23 protein-coding genes are annotated in these 23,378 nt (G+C 68.3%); 8 read left to right on the top strand and 15 right to left on the bottom strand.

Translation table 11 applies throughout. From position 1 onward, the window contains the following. Positions 1 to 384: 384 nt before the first annotated feature. From TK49_RS04635 to TK49_RS04605, 7 genes are all read right to left on the bottom strand, one after another. The gene (locus tag TK49_RS04635) at positions 385 to 2,487 is read right to left on the bottom strand and encodes a phosphocholine-specific phospholipase C (RefSeq protein WP_045785656.1); all 2,103 of its coding nucleotides are present in this window, start codon (positions 2,485 to 2,487) and stop codon (positions 385 to 387) included. Positions 2,488 to 2,563: 76 nt separating this feature from the next. Next, positions 2,564 to 2,773: a hypothetical protein gene (locus TK49_RS04630; RefSeq protein WP_045785655.1), complete on the bottom strand. Its 210-nt coding sequence runs from the start codon at positions 2,771 to 2,773 to the stop codon at positions 2,564 to 2,566. Positions 2,774 to 2,904: 131 nt separating this feature from the next. Continuing rightward, positions 2,905 to 4,152, bottom strand: a complete 1,248-nt coding sequence (locus TK49_RS04625; protein WP_045785654.1) for a VanZ family protein — start codon at positions 4,150 to 4,152, stop codon at positions 2,905 to 2,907. A 50-nt stretch (positions 4,153 to 4,202) separates the two neighbouring features. Continuing rightward, positions 4,203 to 4,856, bottom strand: a complete 654-nt coding sequence (locus tag TK49_RS04620; protein WP_045785653.1) for an ABC-type transport auxiliary lipoprotein family protein — start codon at positions 4,854 to 4,856, stop codon at positions 4,203 to 4,205. A gap of 9 nt (positions 4,857 to 4,865) precedes the next feature. Further along, a complete protein-coding gene (locus TK49_RS04615; RefSeq protein ID WP_045785652.1) occupies positions 4,866 to 5,834 on the bottom strand; it encodes an MlaD family protein in 969 nt (322 codons plus the stop codon). Further along, positions 5,834 to 6,715, bottom strand: coding sequence for an ABC transporter ATP-binding protein (locus tag TK49_RS04610; protein WP_045785651.1), 882 nt, complete (start codon positions 6,713 to 6,715; stop codon positions 5,834 to 5,836). The genes TK49_RS04615 and TK49_RS04610 overlap by 1 nt, the downstream gene beginning before the upstream one ends. Then, complete coding sequence (locus tag TK49_RS04605) at positions 6,712 to 7,836, bottom strand: MlaE family ABC transporter permease (protein ID WP_045785650.1); 1,125 nt, start codon at positions 7,834 to 7,836, stop codon at positions 6,712 to 6,714. Before TK49_RS04605 ends, TK49_RS04610 begins: the two co-directional genes overlap by 4 nt. 188 nt (positions 7,837 to 8,024) lie before the next feature. On the opposite strand from TK49_RS04605, the gene TK49_RS04600 reads away from it, so the two are divergent. From TK49_RS04600 to TK49_RS04590, 3 genes are all read left to right on the top strand, one after another. Beyond that, a complete protein-coding gene (locus TK49_RS04600; protein WP_045785649.1) occupies positions 8,025 to 8,897 on the top strand; it encodes a biotin--[acetyl-CoA-carboxylase] ligase in 873 nt (290 codons plus the stop codon). Further along, the gene (locus TK49_RS04595) at positions 8,894 to 9,757 is read left to right on the top strand and encodes a type III pantothenate kinase (protein ID WP_045785648.1); all 864 of its coding nucleotides are present in this window, start codon (positions 8,894 to 8,896) and stop codon (positions 9,755 to 9,757) included. Before TK49_RS04600 ends, TK49_RS04595 begins: the two co-directional genes overlap by 4 nt. Positions 9,758 to 9,848: 91 nt before the next feature. Next, positions 9,849 to 10,607: an SPOR domain-containing protein gene (locus TK49_RS04590; RefSeq protein WP_045785647.1), complete on the top strand. Its 759-nt coding sequence runs from the start codon at positions 9,849 to 9,851 to the stop codon at positions 10,605 to 10,607. A gap of 4 nt (positions 10,608 to 10,611) precedes the next feature. Here TK49_RS04590 and rfaE2 read toward each other — a convergent pair whose 3' ends face one another. Next, positions 10,612 to 11,109 carry a D-glycero-beta-D-manno-heptose 1-phosphate adenylyltransferase gene (rfaE2, locus tag TK49_RS04585; RefSeq protein WP_045787746.1) on the bottom strand — a complete coding sequence of 166 codons (498 nt, stop codon included), beginning with the start codon at positions 11,107 to 11,109 and terminating at the stop codon, positions 10,612 to 10,614. Positions 11,110 to 11,183: 74 nt separating this feature from the next. Continuing rightward, the gene (locus TK49_RS04580; protein ID WP_045785646.1) at positions 11,184 to 12,038 is read right to left on the bottom strand and encodes a ferritin family protein; all 855 of its coding nucleotides are present in this window, start codon (positions 12,036 to 12,038) and stop codon (positions 11,184 to 11,186) included. A 352-nt stretch (positions 12,039 to 12,390) separates the two neighbouring features. Between TK49_RS04580 and TK49_RS04575 the strand changes: the two genes are divergently transcribed. Then, positions 12,391 to 13,071 carry a glutathione peroxidase gene (locus TK49_RS04575; protein WP_045785645.1) on the top strand — a complete coding sequence of 227 codons (681 nt, stop codon included), beginning with the start codon at positions 12,391 to 12,393 and terminating at the stop codon, positions 13,069 to 13,071. On the opposite strand, the gene TK49_RS04570 is transcribed toward TK49_RS04575, so the two are convergent. The 5 genes from TK49_RS04570 to TK49_RS04550 all read right to left on the bottom strand — a co-directional run bounded on the left by TK49_RS04570 (position 13,072) and on the right by TK49_RS04550 (position 18,293). Beyond that, entirely contained in the window at positions 13,072 to 14,256 is a 1,185-nt protein-coding gene (locus TK49_RS04570; RefSeq protein WP_045787745.1) for a patatin-like phospholipase family protein, read from the bottom strand. Positions 14,257 to 14,265: 9 nt separating this feature from the next. Further along, on the bottom strand, positions 14,266 to 15,147 hold the full coding sequence (locus TK49_RS04565) for a PhaM family polyhydroxyalkanoate granule multifunctional regulatory protein (protein WP_045785644.1): 882 nt from the start codon (positions 15,145 to 15,147) through the stop codon (positions 14,266 to 14,268). Between the two features lie 22 nt (positions 15,148 to 15,169). After that, entirely contained in the window at positions 15,170 to 15,988 is an 819-nt protein-coding gene (locus TK49_RS04560; RefSeq protein ID WP_045785643.1) for an enoyl-CoA hydratase/isomerase family protein, read from the bottom strand. A 68-nt stretch (positions 15,989 to 16,056) separates the two neighbouring features. Next, the gene (locus TK49_RS04555; RefSeq protein WP_045785642.1) at positions 16,057 to 17,208 is read right to left on the bottom strand and encodes an ABC transporter substrate-binding protein; all 1,152 of its coding nucleotides are present in this window, start codon (positions 17,206 to 17,208) and stop codon (positions 16,057 to 16,059) included. An 80-nt stretch (positions 17,209 to 17,288) separates the two neighbouring features. Then, complete coding sequence (locus tag TK49_RS04550; RefSeq protein ID WP_045785641.1) at positions 17,289 to 18,293, bottom strand: LLM class flavin-dependent oxidoreductase; 1,005 nt, start codon at positions 18,291 to 18,293, stop codon at positions 17,289 to 17,291. A 95-nt stretch (positions 18,294 to 18,388) separates the two neighbouring features. Here TK49_RS04550 and TK49_RS04545 point away from each other — a divergent pair, with 95 nt between their 5' ends. After that, positions 18,389 to 19,285 (top strand): IclR family transcriptional regulator, encoded by an 897-nt coding sequence (locus TK49_RS04545; RefSeq protein WP_045785640.1) that lies wholly within the window; start codon positions 18,389 to 18,391, stop codon positions 19,283 to 19,285. A gap of 3 nt (positions 19,286 to 19,288) precedes the next feature. Here the strand turns inward: TK49_RS04545 and TK49_RS04540 are convergent, their stop codons facing one another. After that, positions 19,289 to 20,281, bottom strand: coding sequence for a fumarylacetoacetate hydrolase family protein (locus TK49_RS04540; protein ID WP_045785639.1), 993 nt, complete (start codon positions 20,279 to 20,281; stop codon positions 19,289 to 19,291). Positions 20,282 to 20,363: 82 nt separating this feature from the next. Between TK49_RS04540 and TK49_RS04535 the strand changes: the two genes are divergently transcribed. Genes TK49_RS04535 through pcaD form a run of 3 tightly spaced genes read left to right on the top strand, consistent with a single transcriptional unit; the run spans position 20,364 to position 23,162 of the window. Continuing rightward, entirely contained in the window at positions 20,364 to 21,212 is an 849-nt protein-coding gene (locus TK49_RS04535) for an IclR family transcriptional regulator (RefSeq protein WP_045785638.1), read from the top strand. Next, complete coding sequence (locus tag TK49_RS04530) at positions 21,187 to 22,320, top strand: DUF3108 domain-containing protein (RefSeq protein ID WP_045785637.1); 1,134 nt, start codon at positions 21,187 to 21,189, stop codon at positions 22,318 to 22,320. Before TK49_RS04535 ends, TK49_RS04530 begins: the two co-directional genes overlap by 26 nt. Continuing rightward, positions 22,317 to 23,162, top strand: coding sequence for a 3-oxoadipate enol-lactonase (gene pcaD / locus TK49_RS04525; RefSeq protein ID WP_045785636.1), 846 nt, complete (start codon positions 22,317 to 22,319; stop codon positions 23,160 to 23,162). Before TK49_RS04530 ends, pcaD begins: the two co-directional genes overlap by 4 nt. Positions 23,163 to 23,378: the final 216 nt, after the last annotated feature.

The raw sequence follows: 23,378 nt of genomic DNA, 5'->3' as shown, positions 1-23,378 counted from the left end.
GGCAGACACCATAGCCACGAGGGCCAGCAGGCTGCGACGGGAGAATGCGGTTGCGAGATTGGCGTTCATGATCGGTTCCTTTGTCTTGATGTTCGGTTGCGCTGGGTTCGTTGCGCTTGAGACCAGAATAGATCGTTGTCTGATACGAATAAATGATCATTCGAAGAAAAGACTGTTCCCCAATAACCAACAATTGATCGCCGCAACGTCAATGTGCCGTCACATGTACACAGACGGTCTGGCGATGCCACACCGAGCCCCCTCGCCTGGGACGTCCTTTGGCGCTCCCCGCTTTCAGGCAAAGAAAAGCCGCGCACGATGGCGCGGCGTCCATTGGGCGGCTTCGATGCCCGGGCCGGTGAACCCGCCGTCTCCTTGCGCGGCTCAGGCGCCCAGTGCCGGGTCGGATGCGCTGGCGCGGCCCGTCTCGACGTGGCCGGCAAGGCGGCGCTCGAAGCCGGCATCGGTGCTGGCCGTGACTGTGACGTCGTACCACGCGTGCTGGCTGCGCAGGTCCAGGTACAGCGACGCATCGTCGCCGCCGCGCACTTCACGTTGCACGGCCTCGCCGGTATAGGCGCTCTTCACCGTGAACACCGTGGACGTGCGGCCGTGGTTGATGAGGCGCAGTTGCAGATTGCCGTTGGCCACGTCGTAGCCCTCCTTGACCTCCAGTGCGCGACCGTGCGGACGCAGCAGGCCTGACAAGGCGAGCCTGCCGACAAAGCGGCGCAGGAAGCCGTTCGGGCCGTGCACCGTGAAGTCATACGCGCCGCCCGCCGCCACGGGCAGCTTGTCCGACAGGCGCTTACCGGCCTCCACTGTGTACGTGCGCGGCGCATCTACGCTGCCCGCGGTGTAGACGAGGAACGCCGCGCCCACGTCGCCGGTGTTGACGAAGTCGAGCTGGAACTTGCCCGCCGCCTCATCCTGGCGGCCGCGCACGAAGAGTTCATACGGCAGGGCGCGCGCCGGGCGCACGCCCCGCTCCTGCTTGGGCACGGCCTGCACCAGCGGCGGCAGCGGGACGTAATCGGGATGACGGTGACGATCCTTGGGGGCGTAGGCAGCGGTGCTCGGCAGCGCGGGAACCACGTCATTGGGCGTGGCGAAGTTGAACGCCGATGTGAGATCGCCGCAGACCGCACGGCGCCACTTCGAGATGTTCGGTGACCTGACACCGTGCGTGCGCGCGAAACGCTGCTCGATGAAGCGGATGATCGACGTATGGTCGAACGTTTCCGAGCAGACGAAGCCGCCCTTGGACCACGGCGACACGACGAGCATCGGCACGCGCTGGCCCAGGCCGTAGCTGCCCGCGCCGTACTTGGCATTACCCGGGAAATACTCGCCCGTGGTGTCGACCGTCGACAGACCGTTGCCGCCCGATGCCGCGAAAGGCGGCACGAGGTGGTCGAAGAAGCCATCGTTCTCGTCGTACGTGATGAACAGCGCCGTCTTGCTCCACACCTCGGGGTTGGACGTCAGGATCTGCAGGACCTGATCGATGTACCACGCGCCGTAGTTGGCCGGCCAGTTCGGGTGCTCGGAGAACGCCTCCGGCGCGGCAATCCACGAGACTTGCGGCAGCGTGCCGTTCTGCACGTCGCGCTTGAGGATGTCGAAGTAGCCGTCGCCGGCCGACACGTTGGTGCCGGTGCGGGCCTTGTCGTACAGCGGGTTGCCGGGCTGCGCGTTCTGGTATTGCTTGAAGTACAGCAGCGAGTTGTCGCCGTAGTTGCCGATGTAGGGGTCGCTCGTCCAGCCCCACGAGCCCGCTGCGTCGAGGCCCGTGCCGATGTCCTGGTAGATCTTCCACGAGATGCCGGCAGCTTCGAGCACCTCCGGATACGTCGACCAGCCGTAGCCGACTTCCGCGTTGTCGATCACGGGGCCGCCGCCCGCGCCGTCGTTGCCGACGTAGCCCGTCCACATGTAGTAGCGGTTCGGGTCGGTCGAGGTGGGCGTGGAGCAGTGGTAGGCGTCGCAGATGGTGAAGGCGTCGGCCAGCGCGTAGTGGAACGGGATGTCCTGGCGCGTGAGATACGCCATCGTCGTCGTGCCCTTGTGCGGCACCCAGCCGTCGTAGCGGCCGCCGTTGACCGCGCCGTGCGTGTCGTTCCAGCCGTGCGGCAGGTCCTGCAGGAACTGCATGCCGAGATCCGGCGCGCCCGGCCGGAACGGCAGGACCTCGCCCGCCCCGCCGGCCAGGGGCTGATGCCATACGCTCTTGCCGCTGGGCAGCGTGATCGTGCGCGTATCGCCGTACCCGCGCACGCCGCGCAGCGTGCCGAAGTAGTGGTCGAACGAGCGATTCTCCTGCATCAGGATCACGATGTGCTGCACGTCCTGGATGCTGCGATGCGCGTTGTGGGCCGGTATCGCCAGCGCCTGGCGGATGCCCTGCGGTACGGCTCCCATCGCAGCGGACGCGGCAGCGAGTTGGGCGGCGGAGCGGAGAAAACCACGGCGGCTCTTGGAGGTCATGTTCTCTACCTGGTGTCTGTGCTGGGGGGTTGGGGGAACAACACGGGGCAGCGGCGGCTGAATGCGCGGACGACGTTCAGTCGACGGTGTGCAGGACGGGCGGTGCCAGGCCATTCGGTGCAACCATGGCCTGCGCCGAAGCGGCAGGCGGTGCCGGCGCTGGGGCCGGTGCGCGCACGATGGCCGGCACGTGCGGATCGGCATCGCAGCCGCTCAGCGCAAGCGCCGCAGCCGTCAGGCATGCGGTGCGGCGCAACGGGCGATCGGCAACGCGGCTGGCAGACACGGATGACCTCCTGATGACACGGGACGGTCTGCGCATGCAGCGCACGCCCGTCGCTCAACAGGCGCTAAGGTAGAAAGGAATCGTGTCGGCTGCATGACGGCGGCCAAGGCGCCGTCCGAACGGGTGAGTGCTCAGTCGGGACGCCGACTGGCACGCCGCTCGATCTGCGCCTGCTCGGCGCGCCACGCAAGATAGCCGAGCCCCAGGAACGGCCACAGCCAGCCGATCCACTGCGACAGGCTGTTGAAATGGACGAAGCGCCCGAGCCGCCACGCCTGCGCGGAGACCCACGAATACGGGCTCGGCGGCAGAACGTTGGACAGGATAATCAGAGCGATCAGCAGCGTCATGGCGAGCGCGCCGCGCAGCCAGCGCGGCAGGCGCACCAGCAGCACCAGCACGAGTGAGCCCACGACCAGCCCGAAGCGCGCGCCGGACGAGAGCCAATCCCAGGCCCCGCCCAGCGGGAACTGGAGCACGGTCGCCCCCGCCTTCACCAGGAGCGCCGCGCCCAGCAGCGCCGCCAGCAGACGGAGCACGGGCGCATCGCGCCGCATGGCCACCGTCGCCAGCAGGCCCGTGCCGATCCAGCTGCACGCCGTGATGAGCGCCTCCAGCAATTCCTGCCGCTGCAGCGCTTCCGGGTGGGCCTGCAGCCTGTCCTGCCAGTCGAAGAGCTCGGGAAACCAGCCGTTGACGAGGCTCACCATGAAGCCATCCGGCGACGGGTCGAGCAGGATGCTGCGGATCACGCCGCCCATGCTGAACAGGAATTCCTGCGGGAAGATCTGCGCGAACGGCCACACGAGCAGCAGCAGGATCGCCAACGTCGCGTGCGGCTCAAACCAGCGCCGGCGCAGGCGCCGCAGCCCGCCCCGGTCGATCAGGCGCGCCGAGAACGGCGCCATGACCATGCCGCCCAGCCATGCGCCGACCGTGTTGGTCGCCAGATCGACGTTCGACGAAATGCGCGTGGGCAGATACGTCTGGATGGCCTCCATCGCGGCCGACAGCAGCAGCCCCGCCAGCAGGGCCAGCAACACCGCCCGCCAGCCGGTGATGCGCGGATGCACCGCCAGCACGGTCAGCATGCCCAGCGGCATGTAGCCCCAGACGTTGGTGAGCAGGTCGAAGCCCGTGTTGTAGCGCGGCAGCGGCGCGCTGAGAAAGGCGAATGGCGACACGCCGGTGTCCGTCCATCCGGCAAACGGATAGAGGCTGGCGTAGACCACCAGCAGCACGAACCATCCCAGCCCCGCCCGCGCGAGCGGCGAATGGCGATGCGGGGCCTGAGGGTTAGGTTGCGCGTGGAGGTCCGTCACCGAAGGAAGCTGCAGTCTGGAGAAGAGAAGCGGACGTGCCCCGGAGAAGCCGCCCATGATAGCGTCCGATACCGCACATCACGGAGGGTTCCCATCCGGCCGATAGCTTAGCGCCGGTGCGTGCCCATGCCGCCCGAAGCGGCCGAAGAACCGGCCGGCAGCGGCAGACCTGCCACCCAGTCGAGCACTTCGCCGATGGCCTTGTCGGACGCCTGCGTGAGCGCCGCCACCCCGCCGGCGGCGTTGGCGCTCGGTGCGGGTGCCTCGGCCTGGACGACGCGCTGGCCGATCACCGTGCGCGCCAGCGACACCGTCGCCCGCAGACGCACCACGCCACGGCTCGCATCGGGTCGATCGAACACCTGCGAAAAATCGACCAGCTCGACACGCAGCGTCGGCACGTCCGGCGTCGGATAGCCGACCACCTGCCCGCGTGCGGCCGCCGCGTTGCGCAAGCGGGCGTCGAAGAGGTTCACGGGCGACTCCAGCCAGCGGCTGTTGGCGTACGCATCGGTGCGCTGGCTTTGGGCATACGCCAGGCGGTAGTAGATGGCGTTGCCGTCCATCCACCCGGGGCCGGCCACCTCGGCCACACGAAGCGCGTTCGGCAGGCGGGCACCGGCCGAGGCGGTGGGGGCGAGCCCGAAGTCGTACAGGGCGGTCGGGCCTGCGGGCGTGCTGGAGCACGCGCCAAGCAGCGACAGCGCCATCAGGGCGGCCGCGGGCATCGCACGGCGCAATACAGCAGGCAACGTCAGCATGAACACTCCTCAGGGCTGGGCCGGAACGCGGGCGGCCGGTGCGGTGAAGCCGGTCTCACCCGGCCCCGGCACGCCGGGCGCAGGGCCGAACAGCACGCTTTGCGGCCGGGCATTGAAATCCGACACGGCATGATCGAAACCGCGCACGGCCTGACGGGCTTCGCGCGCGAAACCATTGAGCTGCGGCAGCGTTTCGTAGGTCAGCACGTTGGCGGCAGACTGCATCGACTGCGTGGCCGCCGACAGATCCGCACCCGCGCCGGCCAGCGTGCCCATCAGCGGCCCCTTCGGATCGGACAGCGATTGGGTCAGCCTGCGCGTTGCCAGCAGCGTGGCATCGAGGTTGTCGGCGATCTTCGGCAGCTTGCGCACCGTCGGCTCGGCCCGCTGGGCCAGTGCCTTGTAGCTGTCCATGGTGGACTGGAACGATTGCAGCGACGCCGTGATCTGCTGCCGATGTTCATCGTCGAACAGGATCGACAGCGAATTCAGCGTCTGATCGAGCTTGGAGAGCATCTGGTCGCCGCGCTTGTCGAGTTCATCGAGGAAGCCCGCTTCCATGCGGATGCGCGCGGGATTCTTGTCAGACGTTGCCAGATGCGTCGGGCTGGGTGCGTGGCCGCTGTTGTCGTAGCCGCGGTCATCGAGCTGCACGTAGGCCAGGCCCGTCACGCCCTGGTAGGCCAGGCGGCCATAGGTGGTGGTCGTGATGGGCGCATCCTTGTCGACCAGCACGCGCACCACGATCTGCCCGGGGACCTTGTCGTCGAACCGGATGGTGTCGACCTTGCCGACGTCCAGGCCGCGATACTTGACCGCGGCCTGCGGGTTCAGCCCGTTGACGGTCGAGCGCGTCACCAGGTCATACGGCACGCGTACGGTCTGGTCGCGGTTGAACCACATCACGGCCAGCGCCACGAAGATCGCCAACCCGATCGTGAACAGCCCGGCCAGAAATGCGTGGGCTTTGTTTTCCATCAATCCTCCTGCACGGCAAGCGTGGCGGCAGCCACCGCTTCGGTCATCTGCGGGCCCAGCGCCATCAGCGCCCGCTTGCCCCGCTCACCCAGGAAGTACTCCTTGATGAACGGATGGTCGATCTGAATGATCTGCTCGATGGGCTGGGCGGCCAGCACCTTGCGGTCGGCCAGCACCGCGATGCGGTCGGACAGCGCCACCAGCGTGTCCAGGTCGTGCGTGACCATCACCACCGTCAGCCCCAGCTCGCGACGCAGCTCACGGATGAGCGCCACGTAATCGTCCGACGCGCGCGGGTCCAGCCCGGCAGTCGGCTCGTCAAGGAACACCAGCTCCGGCTCCAGCGACAGCGCCCGCGCCAGCGCCACGCGCTTGATCATGCCGCCCGACAGGTCCGACGGCATCTTGTCGGCGTCGCTGGCCTTGAGCCCCACCATCTGCAGCTTGAGCATCGCCACGCGCGTGACGAACGCATCGGGCAGCGTACGCAGCTCGCGCATCGGCAGGGCCACGTTGTCGATCACGGAAAGCGCAGAGAACAGCGCGCCGTGCTGGAACTGCATGCCCCAGCGGTTGCGCATCGACTGCAGGTCGTTGCCGACCTGGCACGTCAGCTCCTCGCCAAAGATGTGGATCGTGCCCGAAGTCGGCTTCTCGAGCCCCACGACCTGGCGCAGCAGCGTGGTCTTGCCGCTGCCCGAGCCGCCCACGATCGAGAGCACCTCGCCGCGGAAGACGTCCAGGTCGATGTTGTCGAGCACCGTGACGTTGCCGTATCGCTTGGTGACGTTGCGCACCTCGATCACGCGTTCGCGTGCCGGCGTGATCGGCTGCGATGGCGCCCCGGCATGCTCGCCGTGCGAATGGCGTGGCCGCGTCATAAGCCCACGTCCTTGAAGAGGATGGCGAACACGGCGTCGGCCAGGATCACGATCGTGATCGACACCACCACCGAGGTGGTCGTGCCCTCGCCCAGGCTCTGCGTGTTCGGCTCGATGCGCAGGCCGAAGTGGCACGCCACCAGCGCGATCAGCATGCCGAACACCACGCCCTTGCCGATGCCGAGCCAGAGGTTCGCCACCGGCACCGCGTCGGGCAGCGACGTAATGAAATAGGCGGGGCTGATGTCGAGCTGGAACCTGGCCGCCAGGATGCCGCCACCCAGGGCCAGCAGGTCCGTCCAGGCCACCAGCAGCGGCATGGCGATCGCCAGCGCGATCACCTTGGGCAGGATGAGCCGGAAACCATGCGAGATGCCCATCACGCGCATCGCGTCGAGCTCTTCGGTCACGCGCATCACGCCGATCTGCGCCGTGATGGCCGAGCCCGACCGTCCCGCCACCAGGATGGCCGCCAGCACCGGGCCGAGCTCGCGGATGATCGCCATCCCAAGGATGTTGACGATGAAGATGCTCGCCCCGAACACGCGCAGCTGGTTGGCCGACAGGTAGCTCAGCACGATGCCGATCAGGAAGCCGACCAGCGCGGTGATGCCCAGCGCCTTGTAGCCGGTGCTGTAGATGTTGGCGGAAATCTCCCGCCATGGGCCGCGATGCGGCGCCCGCAGCAAGCGGCCGAAATCGAACACCAGCTGACCGACCATGGCGATGCCGTCGCGCGCGTGGCTGAAGAAGTCGAGCATGCCGGCGCCCAGGATCGCCACCGGGTTGATGCGCGGGGCCAGGCGCTTCTTCCAGCCGCCCGGGTCGAGCTTGGCCACGCGGTCGATCATGCGCCGCTGGTCGGGGCGGGCGTCGAGATGCTCGGGCCAGCGGTTGCCCCAGGCACGCCAGAGCAACTGGGCGCCAAAGTGGTCGATGCGGCCCACCTCGGTCAGGCACCAGGCGTTTGCGTTGTCCAAACCGGCGCGGATCTGCTGGCGCGCACCGCGCACGCCGGCACGCTCGGCCAGGGCAAGCGTGGTCCAGTCGCCGGACAGAAAGGCGACGGACCGGCCATCGACGACACGTACCTCGATCTGAGGTGTACGGCAGGTGATCAAACGGGTCTCCGTAAGCGGTGATGCCGGGTATCGGTCGAATTGTAGCCAACGCGCCGCCCGGCACTGTCACACTCTGGGCCACTGTGCGGCGTGCGCGCCGCCTGTAGCAAGCGCTGGGCCCCGGTTTGGAGACCGCGCTCGTACAATGCCCGCATTCCTGCGCAAAAACCTGATCGCCTGCTCTGTTCATGTCTCTTGCCGAACCTTCTGCGCGCTGGCGCCTGTCACGCGAACACATCCGGCCCACCGGGCCCGCGGCGGCCTGGCCCATCGACGTGGTCGATTCCACCGGTTCGACCAACGCCGACCTGATGGCCGCCGTGCGCGATGCGGCCTGGCCCGGGCATGCGGCGCAGGCCGGGCTCGCGCCGCTCGCAGGCGCGCGCGTGCTGGCAGCCCAGCACCAGACCGCCGGCCGCGGCCGCCAGGGCCGTCCGTGGAGCGGCGACCACGGTCTGACCTTTTCCGTCGCATGCGCCTTTGCCGGCGAGCCGGCGCAGCTCGGCGGTCTGAGCCTGGCCGTGGGCGTGGCCGTTGCCGACGCCGTGGCGGCATATGCCGAAGCCCACGGCGGCAGCGCGCAGGCCCTCGCGCTCAAATGGCCCAACGACGTGCAGATTGCCGGGCGCAAGCTGGCCGGCATCCTCGTCGAGACCGTCCGCTGCGCGCCGGGCCAGACCTGGGCCGTCATCGGCATCGGCCTGAACCTGGAGCGGCCACACGTGCTGGAAACCGAGCTGGGCCGGGGCCTTTCGGGCGTCGAAGAACTGGTGGACGCGCCCGAACCGAACGCGGTGTTCTCGGCGCTGCTCACGTCGCTGGGTGAGCACCTGCAGCGGTTTGGCGCGCTGGGGCTGGCGCCCTTCGTGGCGCCGTTTGCTGCGCGCGACGCCTTTGCCGGCCAGCGCGTGCGTCTGTGGCAGGACGGCGCCGTCGTGCTCGAAGGCGTGGCATATGGGATCGATGCGCATGGGCGGCTCGCCATCGAATCCGGCGGCCGGGTGCAATGGATCCATAGTGGCGAAGTGTCGCTGCGCGCCGCCGAGGACGCGCAGCCATGACGCGCCTGAAGACGCCTCCTGCGGCCGCGCGTCCGTTGCTGCTGATCGACGCGGGCAACACGCGCATCAAGTGGGCGTGGATCGCCAGCGGCGTCGATGCGCTGCCCGAAGAGCCAGGCGGCACGCCATGGCAGCACGCCGGCGCGCGTGCGCACGATCAACTGGCCGAACTGGTGGAGGATTGGCGCGACTGCCACACCCCCGGAGTCGCCCCGCCCGAGGTATGGATCAGCGCCGTGGCCGGCCCGGCGCTGCGTGATGCGCTCACGGCGCGCATCGCCCGCGTCTTCGATGGCGCGCGCGTACGCATTGCCGCATCGGAGGATGCCGCCGCCGGTTTGCGCAACGGCTATCGCGAGCCCACGCAGCTCGGCACCGATCGTTGGGTGGGAGCGGTCGGGGCGCGCCACCTGTGGCCCGACACAGCCTTGCTGCTGGTCACGGCCGGCACCGCCACCACGCTCGACGTCGTCACGCCCGACGGGCTGTTTGCGGGCGGCCTGATCTTGCCCGGCCTCACCCTGATGATGCGCGCGCTCTCGCGCAATACCGCGCAGTTGCCGGAAGTCGATGTCGGCTATCTGAGCGCCAGCGACGTGGTCGCGCCGCCCTGGGCCGACAACACGCAGGACGCCATCGCGCTGGGCTGCGTGACGGCGCAGGCGGGCGCGATCGCGCAGACGTGGCAGGCGCTGCAGGTCCAGTACCCCGGCCCGGCACGCTGCGTGCTGAGCGGCGGCGCCCGTGCCGCACTGGCGCCGCATCTGCGCATGCCGTTTCAGATGCACGATAATCTCGTGCTGCTTGGCCTGCAGGTGCTGGCGCGCGCGAACCGGGAGGGCGCGGCAACGCTGGCATGAACGGCCGCCCTGTCCCCGTTGTCTTGCCGTTGTTGCCGTCGCCGTGTTCCTGCATTCCGAACCACCGCCTGAATCCCCGTCCGTACGCACCATGACGCTTCGCCTCGCCCTGCTGCTCCTGCTGCTCGTCAACGGCGTTCTGCTGGCAGCCAACACCGGCGTGTTCGGGCCGGACGTCTCGCAGGCCTGGTTCGAGAGCGAGCGCGAACCCGAGCGCATGCGCCGCCAGATCCGCACCGAAGACATCCGCATTCTCGAGCCGGCACCGGCATCGTCGTCAGGCGTACCCAAATCGGCGCCCGCGGCATCGGCACCTGCCGCATCGGGTGCACAAGCCAGCATCGAACGTACGGCCGTGGCCGCTGCGGACACCGCCGGCAGTTGCACCGAACTCATCGGCCTGACCGACGCACAGGCCACGCGCGGCCTCGATCAGCTCAGGCCAATGGCGGGCGTGCAGGTGGAGCGCATCACGCGCCAGGAAGACAACCGCTGGTGGGTTCACATGCCGGCGCGCGACACGCGCGAAGACGCCGAGCGCAAGATCGCCGAGCTCAAGCGCCGCAACGTGACGGACTCCGCCATCGTGCAGGAAGGCAATACGTTTGTGGTGTCGCTGGGGCTGTTCCGCGACAGGGAGCGGGCGCAGCAACTGCTGGACGAACTGCGCGCCAAGGACGTGCGCACCGCGGTGGTGACGCAAACCCGGCGGCTTGGCGCAGCGGCCTCGCTGCGCGTGACGGCCACCGCCGATGCCGCATCCAGTGTGGCGGCCGAGCTGGCGAACCTGAAGAAGACGCTGGGCGCCGAAGACCTGCGCGCCTGCGCGTCGGTGACGGCGTCGCGCTGAGGGCTCAGGACGTTGCGCGCACGCGCTTGAGCAGCGCCGTCGTGGAGCGATCATGCTCGAACGGGATCGCCAGCGCCGTCCCGCCCCAGCCGCGTACCACGCGCGTTTCTTCCAGCGCATCGATGTCGTAGTCGCCGCCCTTGACGTAGATGTCCGGGCGTACGCGGCGGATGAGCTCGACCGGCGTGCGCTCGGCAAACAGCACCACCAGGCTCACCGATTCGAGTGCGGCCAGCACGGCCAGGCGGTCGTCCTGCGTGTTGAGCGGGCGGTCGTCGCCCTTGCCGAGCATGCGCACGGACGCATCGGTATTGACGCCTACCACCAGCGACGCTCCCAGGGCGCGCGCCTGCGCCAGATATGTCGCGTGCCCGCGATGCAGGATGTCGAACACGCCATTGGTGAACACGAGCGGGCGCGGCAGCCCCGCCACGCGAGCTTCCACATCGGCGGGGTCGCAGATCTTCTGTTCAAAGGCGGGCGCGGGCTGGCGAGCGGTCATGGCGAGAGCGAAATCGGAGAGGAAAACAAAACGGCCCATCGCATCGATGGGCCGCTGGCTGCCAATGGCAAGGATCAGGCCGCTTGTTCGGTCGAGCCGAGCAGGCGCGCGTTCAGTTCCTTGCGGTAGCGGTTCAGGTCCTGCACGGTCTCGAAGGTGCGCTCGAACAGCAGGCCCATGTTGTGCAGGATGCGCTCGATGACCTTCTTTTCCCAGCCGGCGTCGAACTTGATCTGCTCGTCGAGCCAGTGCTCCAGCCAGTCGGGGTTCGGCAGACGCGACTGCACGGTGTCCTGCGGGAACAGCGCCTTGTTCACGTGCAGGTTGGTCGGGTGCAGCGGCTTTTCCGTGCGGCGGGCCGAGGCCATCAGCACGCCGATCTTGGCGAATGCGCTGCGCGCGTTGTCGCCAAATTGCGTGAGGTACTTCTTCATGTAGCGCAGGTACGCGCCGCCGTGGCGAGCCTCATCCTGCGAGAGCGTCCTGTAGATGGCCTTGATGACCGGCTCGGTGTGCCATTCGGACGCGCGGCGGTACCAGTGGTTCAGGCGGATCTCGCCGCAGAAGTGCAACATCAGCGTTTCCAGCGGCGGGGCCGGGTCGAATTCGAAGCGCACGTTGTGCAGCTCTTCCTCGGTCGGCACGAGTTCGGGGCGGAAGCGGCGCAGGTACTCCATCAGCACCAGCGAGTGCTTCTGCTCCTCAAAGAACCACACGCTCATGAACGCCGAGAAATCGGAGTCGTGGCGGTTGTCGCGCAGGAACATCTCGGTGGCGGGCAGTGCAGACCACTCCGTGATGGCGTTCATCTTGATGGTCTGCGCTTGCGCGTCGGTCAGCAGCGACGCGTCGAACTGGTCCCACGGAATATCCTTTTCCATATTCCAGCGGACCGCTTCCAACGACTTGAACAATTCGGGATAGAGCATGGTAAGCCTTTGAATTTGCAGGCGGATTCTAGCAGACATGCTTGACCTGCCCCGGTTTTTCGTGCTTGCCGGAGCAAAGTTCTGCGTCTGCCCGTTTCCTTGTCACAACAGGCCTGCCCGTCCACGCATGCGGCGTGGCTTGGCGACCCCCTTAGCGCGCCGTGCGCTTCGCGCGACTGTCCCGCGGCGTGCCGCGATGTGATCGACGATGCGCTGCCGTCGTCCTGTGTGGGGCGGGCCGGTCGGTGCCGGCGAGGTCTTCAGTATAGGAAGCCCGGCCGCCGCCGCGGCCCCGGGGCGTTATACCCTAGACTGAAGACAATCGACGCACTGCCGCTTTCGGAGGCCTGAGATGTTGTATTCCGCCATCGTTCCAGCACGCCGACGTCACCTGCAGCGGCATATGGCCGGCGTGCTGAGCCGGCACCAGCTGCTGATGATCGCCATCATCATTGCGATCGGCGTCATTGCGCTGCTGCTGCCGCGCACGGGCCACGCCGCCCCGGCTGCGGCCACGGCGCAAGACCCGGCACCGGCCTGCCCGGCCAGCCTGAACTTTCGCGTCAACCGGCTGCAGGACGACGCCCGCCAAGACCTCTGCCAGTACGCCGGACGCGTGGTGCTGGTCGTCAACACCGCAAGCTACTGCGGCTACACGCACCAGTACGAAGGGCTGGAAGCGCTGTATGCGAGGTACCGCGACAAAGGGCTGACCGTGCTCGGCTTTCCGTCCAACGACTTCCAGCAGGAACCCGGCAACAGCAAGCAGATCGCCGATTTTTGCTACAACACGTACGGCGTGAAATTCCCGATGTTTTCCAAGACCGCCGTCGTGGGCGCAGGGGCGTCGCCGCTATACACATGGCTGGCGGCGCAGACGGGTCAGCCGCCCAAATGGAATTTCCACAAATATCTGCTGGACCGCAACGGCCGCGTGGCCGCCGTGTTCCCGAGCAGCGTTGAGCCGACCGACCCGACCCTCGTCAAACGCATCGAGGCGCTGCTCGCCGAACCGGCACGCGCATCGCGCTGATCACGCCGCTCGCATGGTGTCGGGCATCGCGCCGTAGAGAAACGCGGCAAGCTCGTCGCGGCGCGCCTGCACGTCGCGCTCGCCGAGGGCGATCAGCTCCTGCGTGAACTCGGGCTCGAACAGCAGGTAGCTGGCGAACGCCGCGCCGCGGGCCTCCGTGCCGCCCAGCGGCTTGAGCAGCGCGCGCACCGTGCCCGGCAGGCGCTGCACGTGGCGCAAGGCAATCAACTCGATGCGCTCGGACGGCGCCATCACCAGCACCTCGATCTTGCGCCAGCCGTCGCGCGCGTCGGCAATCTCGGGGTTGCGGCTGACCATCGCGTTGATGTGCTGCAGCCGTTCGATGTCGGCCGACAGTCCATCGAGGAAGATGCTCGCCAGCGCCTGCCCCGCGATCTGCGCAAGCGACGGATAGCCAGACGCCGGGACCGTGTCGTACCACCCCGGCTGCGAACGCGATGCGGCCCCCACTACCAGGATGCGACTCGCCCCAAGATGGATCGCCGGACTCAGCGGCGACATCTGCCGCATCGTGCCGTCACCGAACCATTCATCGTTGCCCTCGATCTGCACCGGCTCGGCCGGAAACACGAACGGGATGCTCGAAGACGCCAGCATGTGTGCCACGCCGATCTGGTCCGCGACCGCAATGCGCTGCGAGCGCCGCCACGGCAATACCACGTGCGGAGACTGATAGAACGTGACGTGGCGCCCCGTCGTGTACGACAGCGCCGTGATGGCCAGCGCCCGCAGCGCTCCGGCCTCGAACGCAGCCTGCACCTGCCGGCCGTCGTGCTGCGCGTCGAGCAGCTCGCGCAGCGGCGTGTTGTCGAACAGCGCGCGCGGCGTGCGGCCCGTCATCCAGCCGAAGGCCAGCGCGGTGAGCCAGCGTGCGCCGCTCGAGCCCACGCGGCCGACGTCGGTGCGATACACGCGGTCGGCATGCAGGTTGCCCCACAGTTGCGTGAGCGCTTCCGCGGCCTGCGTGAAATCCTGCGCGCCACGGGCCAGGCCGAGGCTGTTGATGGCGCCTGCCGAAGTCCCGCAGATGATGTCGAACGGCGTGCGGGCCACGCCGGGCGCGTACTCGCGCGCCAGTGCGGCGATCCCGCGCAGCACGCCCACCTGATAGGCCGCGCGCGCGCCGCCGCCCATCATCAGGAGCGCGGTGCAGTCTTGCGACATCGGCATCGATCAGGAATTGCCGTTGGCCGGCTTGCGCGGTGCGGCCTTCGCCGGAGCCTTCTTGGCGGCGGTTTTGCCAGCCGGCTTTGCCGCCTTGCCCGCGGGCGCCTTGGCCTCCGACCTCGGCGCCGGCTTGCTGCCCGCCTGCTTCGATTTGGCCGGTGCCGACGGCGCTTCGATGTCTTCCGGCGCCGTATCGAGCCCTTCCGCGCCGGGTGCGCCGCCGAACCCCGGGAAGCCGCCCGGGAAGCCCGGCATCAAGTGTTGCGGCATCGGCATGGCCGCAGCTGCGGAGCTGGCGATCTGGTTGAACTGCTGCTGCAGCATGTTCCACCAGGGCGACGGATCCAGAGCCGCGGCGGCGGCACGTGCCGCGGCCTGGGCATGCTCGGCCGAGCGGGCGCTCTGCGCGCGGGCTTCGGCCTGATCGTCGTCGGTGTCTTCGGCTTGGGCTTCCGCCTCGGCTTCGGCCTTGTCTTCAGGCGCGGGGGCCTCAGGCTGCGCGGGCTTGGCGGTGGCGGCGGTGTGCGGCCAGGCCGGCTTGGGCTCGCCGTCCGGCGGCGATGCAGCCGGGGTCAAGCCATCGAACGCGCTCTTCATGGCTTCCGGTGACAGCGCGGCGCCGAAGGTCTGCAGCGCAACCAGCGTGGCCCGCTGCACCTCCAGGCCCTGGATCGCGGTGCGCAGCAGGCTCGCATTCAGCTGCAGCCAGCTTTCCACCGCGCGCAGATCGTGAATGCGCTTGTCGAGCTCCTCCAGATCCATCGGCGGCGCCGCGAAGCTCGCCATGTTGGGCATCCCGGCACCGGGCATGCCGGCAAAGCCGCCCCCCCAGAGCTTGCGCAGGAATTCGAAACCGCCTTCAGCAAAGTTGGGCATCTGGGTGAACATGGTGTCTCCTACGAAATCGGTGTCAGGTCGCATCAAACGTGGGTGGACGCTTCTGGCGCAGGCTCGCAATGCCTTCGCGCACATCGGGGCCTGCAAACCCCATGAATTCCAGCGCCAGCGACGTATCAAAACTCGGGCCGGCCAGGCGCAGCCAGTTGTTCAGCGCGTACTTGGTCCAGCGGATGGCCGTCTGCGAACCGGCGGCCAGGCGCTCCGCGATCTCGAAGGCGCGGTTGACGAGGTCCGCCTGGTCCACCGCCAGCGACACCAGGCCGATGCGCTCGGCCTCCTCCCCACTGAGGGATTCGCACAGCAGCAGGTAGTACTTGGCCTTCGCCATGCCGCACAGCAGCGGCCACACGATCGCCGCATGGTCGCCCGCCGCCACGCCCAGGCGGGTGTGGCCGTCCACGATGCGTGCGTCCCTGGCGGCGACGGAAATATCGGCCAGCAAGCCGGCCACGAGGCCCGCACCCACCGCCGGTCCGTGCATGGCGCTGACAATGGGCTTGTCGCAGTTGATGACGTTGTAGACGAGGTCGCGCGCTTCGTGCCAGACGCGCGTGCGCACGTCGAAGTCTTCGGCCATCTGCTCGACGAGGTGAAGGTCGCCGCCGGCGGAGAAGCCCAGCCCTTCACCGCGGATGAGCGCCACGCGCACGGAGGGCTCGGCCGACACGTCGCGCCAGATCTCGGCCAGTTCACGGTGCAGGCCGGCGTCAGCGGTCGACAGCTTGCGGTTGGCCGACTGTGCCGCGCCCATCACGATCTCGAGGATGGGGCCGTGCTGGACGAGCGTGAGCGCCTGGTAGCGCGCAAAGCGGGGAGCGAGAGAGGTCATGAGATCGGCGTGTGTGGATCAAGCATAGCGGATGCGCTCGCGCGCGCAACGCGGCAAGCGCGGCATCGTCAGTTCGGACGATCGGCCCGGTGCCATTGGCCGCGGCGGATCTGCGCCATCACGCGGGCACGCTGGTCGAGGCCCACGTGGTCTTGCGGGCTCATGTTGACGACGCCGGTGCTGGTCGGCAGGTCGCGCACCTGTTCCAGCGCGTCGCGCAGGGCCTCGCGGAAAGCCGGCGTGCCCGGCTTGGCGCGCTTGAGCGCCACGGGCACGGCGCGCTGCAGCAGCAGGCCGATGTCACCCGTGTACGCGGCAAAGATCGACACGCTGCCCTTGCCGAACGCGGCTTCGTAACGGCGTGCGAAATCCAGCGCCTGCTTCCTGGCCGGGTCGGCATCCGGCAGTTCGGCGGCGACCATCACGGGCCCGGTCGGCACGTACGCGCCTTCGCAGTCCTTGCCGCACAGCTTGACGAAATCGTTGTTCGAGACGCCGTGGTTGAAGTAGATCTTACCGGTGTAGCCGCGCTCGGCCAGCGCGCGGGCCGGCAAAGCGGCGGGTGTGCCGGAAGCGCCGATCACCACCGCATCGGGCTTGCCGGCCAGCAGGTGCAGCACCTGCGCCGTCACGCTGTTGTCGGTGGGCGAGAAGCGCTCGGTATCGGTCACGCGGATGTGCTTGAGGTCGGCAAAGCGCTGCACCTCGGCCAGAAACGCCTCGCCCAGCGCGTTGGCAAAACCGATGTACGCGATGGTCTTCACGCCGTGCGCGGCGGCGTGCTCGGCAATGAGCGACGCCATGTGCGAATCGGAATGCGGCGTCTTGAAGACCCAGCGGCGCCGCGCATCCATCGGCTCGACCAGCCGGGCGGACGAGGCCAACGAGATGACCGGTGTCCTGCCCTCGGCCGCCGCATCGATCATCGCCAGCGTATTGGGCGTGGTGGACGAGCCGACGATCACGTCGACGTTGGATTCGCTCATCAGCTTGCGCGTGTTGGTGACGGCGCGCGTGGTGTCGGACGCGTCATCCAGCACGATCACGTCGACCTTCTCGCCGCCGATCTCGCGTGGCCACAGTGTGGTGGCGTTCTTTTCGGGCTGGCCCAGCGAAGCTTGGGGGCCCGTCGCCGAAACCGTCACGCCGATGCGGATATCCGCCAGCGCGGTGCAAGACAGCAAAGCCAGACCAACCAGTACGCCAACCTGTCGCTGCATGGGTGTCTCCCGTGGTTTGGCGAAGAGCGTAGCGGTTTTGCAGCGGTTTGGCGATGCGGGCCAGCCCGGGCAGCTGGCGTTCAGGCGGCCAGCGCCGCGATGCCGGCGCGCGGCAATGCGTCCTCCATCAACGCGCGCATCGATTCGAGCACGGCTGTCTGCGGCATCAGCCCGAAGTTGTGCAGCGCCATCACGTGATCGACGCCCATGTCGGACAAGCGCGCGAGCTTGTCGGCCACCGCATCGGGCGTGCCGAACAGCGACAGGCCGCTGGCGAGCACGTCGTCATAGGTCTGCCGGCGTGCATAGAGCCGCGTGGCGACGTAGAGGTCGAACGCATCGGCCGCGGTGGCGCGCACGGCAGCTTCCGTAGGCCCGACGTGCGTGTGCAGGGCGACCGCCGCCATGCCGCGCGCATCGGCGATGCCGGCCTCGGCCAGGCCGCGGCGGTAGTCGTCCATCAACGTGCGGATGTCTTCGAAGCGCTCCACCGACGCGTATGGCACGAACAGCATGCGCCGCCCCTGCCGGCCGATGTGATACGCCACCTCGCGCCGCAGGATCGCCACGTGGATCGGCACGCGGGCCTGCACCGGCAGCACATTGAGGCGCACGTCGCGCAGCGTGTGGAACTGGCCTTCGTGATGCACGCGCTCGCCGCAGAGCAGCCGCTCCACCAGCATCAGGGCCTCGTCAAACCGCTCGCGCTTGATGGCGGGGTCGACGTCGTAGCCCTCGAACTCGTGCTTCAGGTATCCCGAGCCCACGCCGAGCGACAGCCGCCCGCCCGACAGCACGTCGACCATCGCATAGTTCTCGGCCACCGTGGCCGGATGATGAAACGTCAGGATCGAAATGGCGGTGCCCAGACGCAGCCGCTGCGTCTGCGCGGCCAGGTGCGAGAGAAAGACCGCCGGGTTCGGTACCGCGCCGTACTCGTGAAAGTGGTGCTCGGCCACCCAGAAGGTGTCGTAGCCGAGCGACTCTGCGTGGCGGGCCTGGCCGATGACGTCTGCGTAGAGTTGCGGCAGACTGCGATGCCGGTCCGGATAGTGGTCCTGCACGGAAAAGATCGACAGCTTCATGGCGTCTCCTGGTCCTTTCAGCGCGCAGGCCGCCGCGCCGATTTGTATCTTTTTGCGTAACGCGTATCTTATAAAGCGACATCCGAGACTTCAAGATGGCCATCGAAGACAGCCTGCCGCCCGACGAACCGCCCGTGGAAGACGCCGCGCCCGAACGCGCCAGCGCCGGCATCCAGTCCGCCGAAATTGCGCTGACGGTGCTCTCGGCGATGGCGCGCACCGGCGGCGCGCATGCCGTATCTGAACTCGGCCGGCAGCTCGGCATGCCGCGCGCGAAGGTGCACCGCTACCTGGTCTCGCTCGAGCGCATGGGTTTCGTGGAGCAGGATTCCGCCTCCGCCCGCTACCGGCTCGGCACGCAGGCGCTGCAGGTGGGGCTGTCGGCGCTGTCCGACGTGGATTTCGTGCGTGAAGGCAGCAACCTGCTGCCCAAGCTGGCCGAGCGGCTGAACGAAAGCGTGTTCCTGTCGGTGTGGACGAACCGCGGCCCCGTGATCGTGCGCTGGGAAGACGGCGGCCGCCCCGTGACCGTGAACGTGCGGGTGGGCTCGGTCATGCCGCTGCTGAATTCCGCCACGGGCCAGGCCTGCGCCGCGTGGGTGCCGGAAATCCAGATCGTCCCGCTCATCGACCGCGAACTGCGCGGCCCGGGCGCCGGCAAGGCGGGGCTGACCGACTGGCTGAACTGCCGCGCACGCTGGCAGACGGTGCGGCACGAGGGCGTGGCGCGGATCGCCGGGACGCTCGTGCACGGCATCGATTCGGTGGCGGTGCCGGTGCTCGATTCACAGGGCAAGCTGGCCGGCGCCATTACGGCGCTGGGGCTGTCCAGCGTGTTCGATTCCAGCCTGGAAGGCGCCCCCTCGCGGCTGCTGCGCGAGGCAGGGCGGGCCTTGTCGTTGCGCCTCGGTTACCACGGCCAGGCCTTGACGACCGGCTCCGCGCCGGCCAAGCGCGGGCGCCGCGCGAAAGCCGCCCCCGAATCGGCTTAAGGCTTACGCCTGCGTGCCTGGCGCGATGACCTCCTGGTCGATCGCCCCGAAGATCGACACGCCGTTCGCGTCGAACATCTCGATCTTGACCGTATCGCCGTAGCGCATGAATTCGGTCGTGGGTGCGCCCGCTTCGATCGTCTCCAGCATGCGCTTCTCGGCGATGCAGCAGTACCCCTTGCTGCGGTCCACGTTCGAGATCGTGCCCGAGCCGACGATGCTGCCCGCGCGCACGTTGCGCGTCTTGCAGATGTGCGCGATCAACTGGCCAAAGTCGAACACCATGTCGGTGCCGCAATCGGGCTGGCCGACCTTCCTGTTGTTCCAGTGCACCGTCATCGGCAGGTGGACCTTGCGCTCGCGCCAGGCGTCGCCGAGTTCGTCGGGCGTCACCGCCACGGGCGAAAACGCCGTCGCGGGCTTGCTCTGGAAGAAGCCGAACCCCTTGGCGAGCTCCGCCGGGATCAGGTTGCGCAGCGACACATCGTTGGCCAGCACGATCAGGCGGATGGCCTCGCCGGCGGCGGCCGGGTCGGCGCCCATCGGCACGTCGCCGGTGATGACGGCCACCTCGGCCTCGAAGTCGATACCGAACGCCTCGCTGCGGCAGACGATGGGGTCGTGCGGGCCGGCCAGGTCATCGGAGCCGCCCTGGTACATCAGCGGGTCGGTCCAGAACTCAGGTGGCATCTCGGCGCCGCGCGCCTTGCGCACGAGTTCGACATGGTTCACGTAGGCCGAGCCGTCAGCCCACTGGTACGCGCGCGGCAGCGGCGCCATGCAGTTGGCGGGGTCGAATGCAAACGGGTGGCGCGCGCGGCCCGCGTTGAGCTGCGCGTAGAGTTCCTGGAGTTGCGGCGCGTAAAAGGCCCAGTCGTCCAGCACGCGCTGCAGCGTGCCGGCGATGTGCGTGGCGAAGTGAGCGGTCTTCAGGTCGCGCGAGACCACGGCGAGCTGGCCGTCGCGCGAGCCATCCTTGAGGGTGGCGAGTTTCATGGGCGTCTGTGCAGAGAAAAGCTGCGCGGATGCTACACCAGCATCGGCTAAACTGGGCTGAACCGACCCATCACGCCCGACCATGCCGACGCTGCCCGCCGACACCGACCTCGACCTGGAGCCTGATGCCGATGGCGAACCGGATGCGCCCGCGCGCTCGGGCATCCAGTCCATCGAAGTCGGCTTCCGGCTGCTGGAGGTGCTCACGCACACCAACGGCCCGATGATGCTGCGCGACCTGGCGCGCGCCGCCCCCATGAACCCCGCCAAGGCGCACCGCTACCTGGTGAGCTTTGCGCGCCTGGGCCTGGTCACGCAAACGCCCGAAGGCCGTTATGACCTCGGCCCCTTCGCGCTCGAAATGGGCCTGGTGAGCCTGAACCGGCAAGACCCGATGCGTCGCGCACGCCCCGCCGCCGCCGCACTGCGCGACGAGATCGACCACACCGTCGGCCTTGCCGTGTGGGGCAACCTGGGGCCGGCCATCGTTCATTGGGAAGAAGCCAGCCACCCGGTCACCGTCAGCCTGCGCCTGGGCGACGTCATGCCGATGCTCAATTCGGCCACCGGCCGCGTGTTCGGCGCTTACCTGCCCCGCGCGCAGACGCTGCCGTTCATCCAGCGCGAGCTGGAACGGGCCGCCGCGCGCGAGGCCGATCCGGAGCTGCCGCGCACGCTCGAGGCGTACGACGCCATCTGCGCAGAAGTGCGCGCACATGGCGCCGCGCGCATTCATGGCGGCGTGCTGCCGGGCATCAACGCGATGTCGCTGCCGGTGTTCGATGCGAATGCCCAGCTGTGCCTCGTCCTGATTGCCCTGGGCGCGCAAAGCACGTTCGACACCAGTTGGAGCGGGCCGCTGGAGCGGCGCTTGCGGCTGGCCGCACAACAGCTTTCCGCCGATCTTGGATACGTTGCCGCCCCCGCCTGAAGCGTTGAATACCGACCGTACGCAGACCCGCCGACGCCGCTCTCGCCGGCTCGCGCTCGTGCTGCTCGCCGTGCTTGTGCTGCACGGCATCGCGGTCCTCTGGATCGCGCGCAGCCATGAGGTGACGTGGCCGCCCGCACAGGAGCAGATCATCCCGGCCCTGTTGCTGCAGCCCGAGCCGGTGAAGCCACCTTCCCCCGCGCCTGCCGCAGCGCAACGGCCCGCACCGCGCCGGCCGCCGCCGGCCGCGACCCCGCCCGCGCGCGAGCCGATAGCCGCGCCCAGGCCCGCCCCGACCGGGTCGGACCTCTCCGACACAGACTCGTCGGACTTCCTCGGGGCCCAGGCCCAGGCGTCGGGCAATACCGGGATGGTGAAGGACCTCGGCGCAGAGGATCCCGGCGCGGGGGCTGCGCCAGGCGGCGCCGGCTTCTCCCTGCCGCCATCGACGACGCTGCGCTACGCCACGTACGTCAACGGCGTACGCAACGAAGACGGGCTGATCCGGTGGACGACCGATGGCAAAACTTACACGCTCTCCGTCGAAATTCCGTTGCCGCTGTTCTTTGGCGCGCTCGCCTTCCGAAGCACCGGCGCAGCCGGCCCGTACGGTCTGGCCCCCATGCGCTATGAAGAGGTGCGCGGCCGCCGACAGCCCGACGTGACAACGTTCCATTACCCCGATCCCAACGCAGCCACCTCGGGCACGCAGAGCGCACCCACCGTCACTTTTACGCGCACGCCGGCCGTGCTGCCCCTCCCGGAGGGCACGCAGGATCGCTTCAGTGTCTTCCTGCAGCTGACAGGCCTGGCGCGCGGCAATCCGGAACGGATGTCGAGCCCCGGGCTCACGCTCGACATCCCCATCGCGGATACAGACAGCGTGGAGTTCGCCCGCGTGCAGCATGTGGGCGAAGACACTGTCGACACGCCAAACGGCACGATTCGTGCACAGCACTTCATACGACTGCCGCGCCGGGCCGACGACAAGCGGCGCGTCGAAATCTGGCTCGCGGCCGAGCGTGGCTGGCTGCCGGTGCGCCTGCGCCAGACCGAGCCCAACGGCATGCAGTTCGACCTGGTCTACCAATCGCAGGAAGGAGGATGACCGTGTCACCAACCGCCCGCTCCGACTGGGGTGCCGTGCGCGCCAACGGCATCGACATCCATTACCGCATCGACGGCACGGACGGCTCCTGGGTCGTGCTGGCGCACGCGCTCGGCGTGGACCACCGATTGTGGGACGACATCGCTGCGCGCCTGTCCGATCGCCATCGGGTGCTGCGCTACGACGCGCGCGGCCACGGCAAGACCAGCGCCCCGCACGGCGCCTACACCCTCTTCCAGATGGCCGACGACGTGGCCGGGCTGCTCGACGCGCTGTCGATTGCGCAGGTGCATTTCGTCGGCCTGTCGATGGGCGGCATGGTCGGCCAGATCCTCGGCGTGCGGCACCCGCAGCGGCTGCTCTCGCTCACGCTGTGCGACACCGTCTGCTACACGCCGGTCTCTGCGCACGCCATGTGGGACGAGCGCATCGGCCAGGTGGAAGCCCATGGCATGAGCGGCATTGTCGAGCCCACCATCCAGCGCTGGCTCACCACACCGTTTCGCGAGGCCCATCCGGACGCGGTCGAACGCATCCGGGCGCTGTTGCGCGCCACACCGCCGCACGGCTACGTGGGCGCCTGCCTGGCCATCAAGGCGCTCGACACGCGCGGCTCGCTAGAGCGCATTGCCTGCCCCACCCTCGTCATGACCGGCGACCAGGACACCGGCGCACCGGTCGAAGTCGCGCGCGAGATCGCCACGCACATCCCGAACGCGCGCTTGAAAGTGATGTCCCACGCGGCCCATCTTGCCCCCGTCGAACAGGAGGAGGCCTTCCTCACCGCTCTGGATGAGTTCCTCGGGCACGCGGGATGCGGGAGTCAATGCGACACGCCGTAAGTCCCGTTTGCCGTGTCGATCACTGCGGGCGCCCCCCACACCGGGCGCCGGCCACCCGCCATATGGACGACGGTGGCCTGCAGCGTTCGATGCAGGCGCGGAAAGATCTGGTTACGCGATCACGACGCACGTCACACATTTCGCCTCGCATTTGCGAACTTTGTGGCCGATCATGAAGCCCAAGGGACAGATGGGCGGCACGATCATGGGTGGGAG

It is taken from the genome of Ralstonia mannitolilytica, assembly GCF_000954135.1.
Classification (GTDB): Bacteria; Pseudomonadota; Gammaproteobacteria; order Burkholderiales; family Burkholderiaceae; genus Ralstonia; species Ralstonia mannitolilytica.
The sequence above is the reverse complement of the archived record's forward strand: the minus strand, read 5'-3'. Positions and strand labels throughout refer to the sequence as shown.

What these genes read in the sequence shown, in the direction of transcription:
- TK49_RS04555 (WP_045785642.1), bottom strand. Translation starts at nt 17,208, where the DNA reads ATGCAGCGACAGGTTGGCGTACTGGTTGGTCTGGCTTTGCTGTCTTGC.
- TK49_RS04575 (WP_045785645.1), top strand. Translation starts at nt 12,391, where the DNA reads ATGTTGTATTCCGCCATCGTTCCAGCACGCCGACGTCACCTGCAGCGG.
- TK49_RS04600 (WP_045785649.1), top strand. Translation starts at nt 8,025, where the DNA reads ATGTCTCTTGCCGAACCTTCTGCGCGCTGGCGCCTGTCACGCGAACAC.
- TK49_RS04620 (WP_045785653.1), bottom strand. Translation starts at nt 4,856, where the DNA reads ATGCTGACGTTGCCTGCTGTATTGCGCCGTGCGATGCCCGCGGCCGCC.
- TK49_RS04635 (WP_045785656.1), bottom strand. Translation starts at nt 2,487, where the DNA reads ATGACCTCCAAGAGCCGCCGTGGTTTTCTCCGCTCCGCCGCCCAACTC.
- TK49_RS04590 (WP_045785647.1), top strand. Translation starts at nt 9,849, where the DNA reads ATGACGCTTCGCCTCGCCCTGCTGCTCCTGCTGCTCGTCAACGGCGTT.
- TK49_RS04565 (WP_045785644.1), bottom strand. Translation starts at nt 15,147, where the DNA reads ATGTTCACCCAGATGCCCAACTTTGCTGAAGGCGGTTTCGAATTCCTG.
- TK49_RS04535 (WP_045785638.1), top strand. Translation starts at nt 20,364, where the DNA reads ATGCCGACGCTGCCCGCCGACACCGACCTCGACCTGGAGCCTGATGCC.
- TK49_RS04580 (WP_045785646.1), bottom strand. Translation starts at nt 12,038, where the DNA reads ATGCTCTATCCCGAATTGTTCAAGTCGTTGGAAGCGGTCCGCTGGAAT.
- TK49_RS04545 (WP_045785640.1), top strand. Translation starts at nt 18,389, where the DNA reads ATGGCCATCGAAGACAGCCTGCCGCCCGACGAACCGCCCGTGGAAGAC.
- rfaE2 (WP_045787746.1), bottom strand. Translation starts at nt 11,109, where the DNA reads ATGACCGCTCGCCAGCCCGCGCCCGCCTTTGAACAGAAGATCTGCGAC.
- TK49_RS04570 (WP_045787745.1), bottom strand. Translation starts at nt 14,256, where the DNA reads ATGTCGCAAGACTGCACCGCGCTCCTGATGATGGGCGGCGGCGCGCGC.
- TK49_RS04625 (WP_045785654.1), bottom strand. Translation starts at nt 4,152, where the DNA reads ATGGGCGGCTTCTCCGGGGCACGTCCGCTTCTCTTCTCCAGACTGCAG.
- pcaD (WP_045785636.1), top strand. Translation starts at nt 22,317, where the DNA reads ATGACCGTGTCACCAACCGCCCGCTCCGACTGGGGTGCCGTGCGCGCC.
- TK49_RS04540 (WP_045785639.1), bottom strand. Translation starts at nt 20,281, where the DNA reads ATGAAACTCGCCACCCTCAAGGATGGCTCGCGCGACGGCCAGCTCGCC.
- TK49_RS04560 (WP_045785643.1), bottom strand. Translation starts at nt 15,988, where the DNA reads ATGACCTCTCTCGCTCCCCGCTTTGCGCGCTACCAGGCGCTCACGCTC.
- TK49_RS04595 (WP_045785648.1), top strand. Translation starts at nt 8,894, where the DNA reads ATGACGCGCCTGAAGACGCCTCCTGCGGCCGCGCGTCCGTTGCTGCTG.
- TK49_RS04615 (WP_045785652.1), bottom strand. Translation starts at nt 5,834, where the DNA reads ATGGAAAACAAAGCCCACGCATTTCTGGCCGGGCTGTTCACGATCGGG.
- TK49_RS04550 (WP_045785641.1), bottom strand. Translation starts at nt 18,293, where the DNA reads ATGAAGCTGTCGATCTTTTCCGTGCAGGACCACTATCCGGACCGGCAT.
- TK49_RS04610 (WP_045785651.1), bottom strand. Translation starts at nt 6,715, where the DNA reads ATGACGCGGCCACGCCATTCGCACGGCGAGCATGCCGGGGCGCCATCG.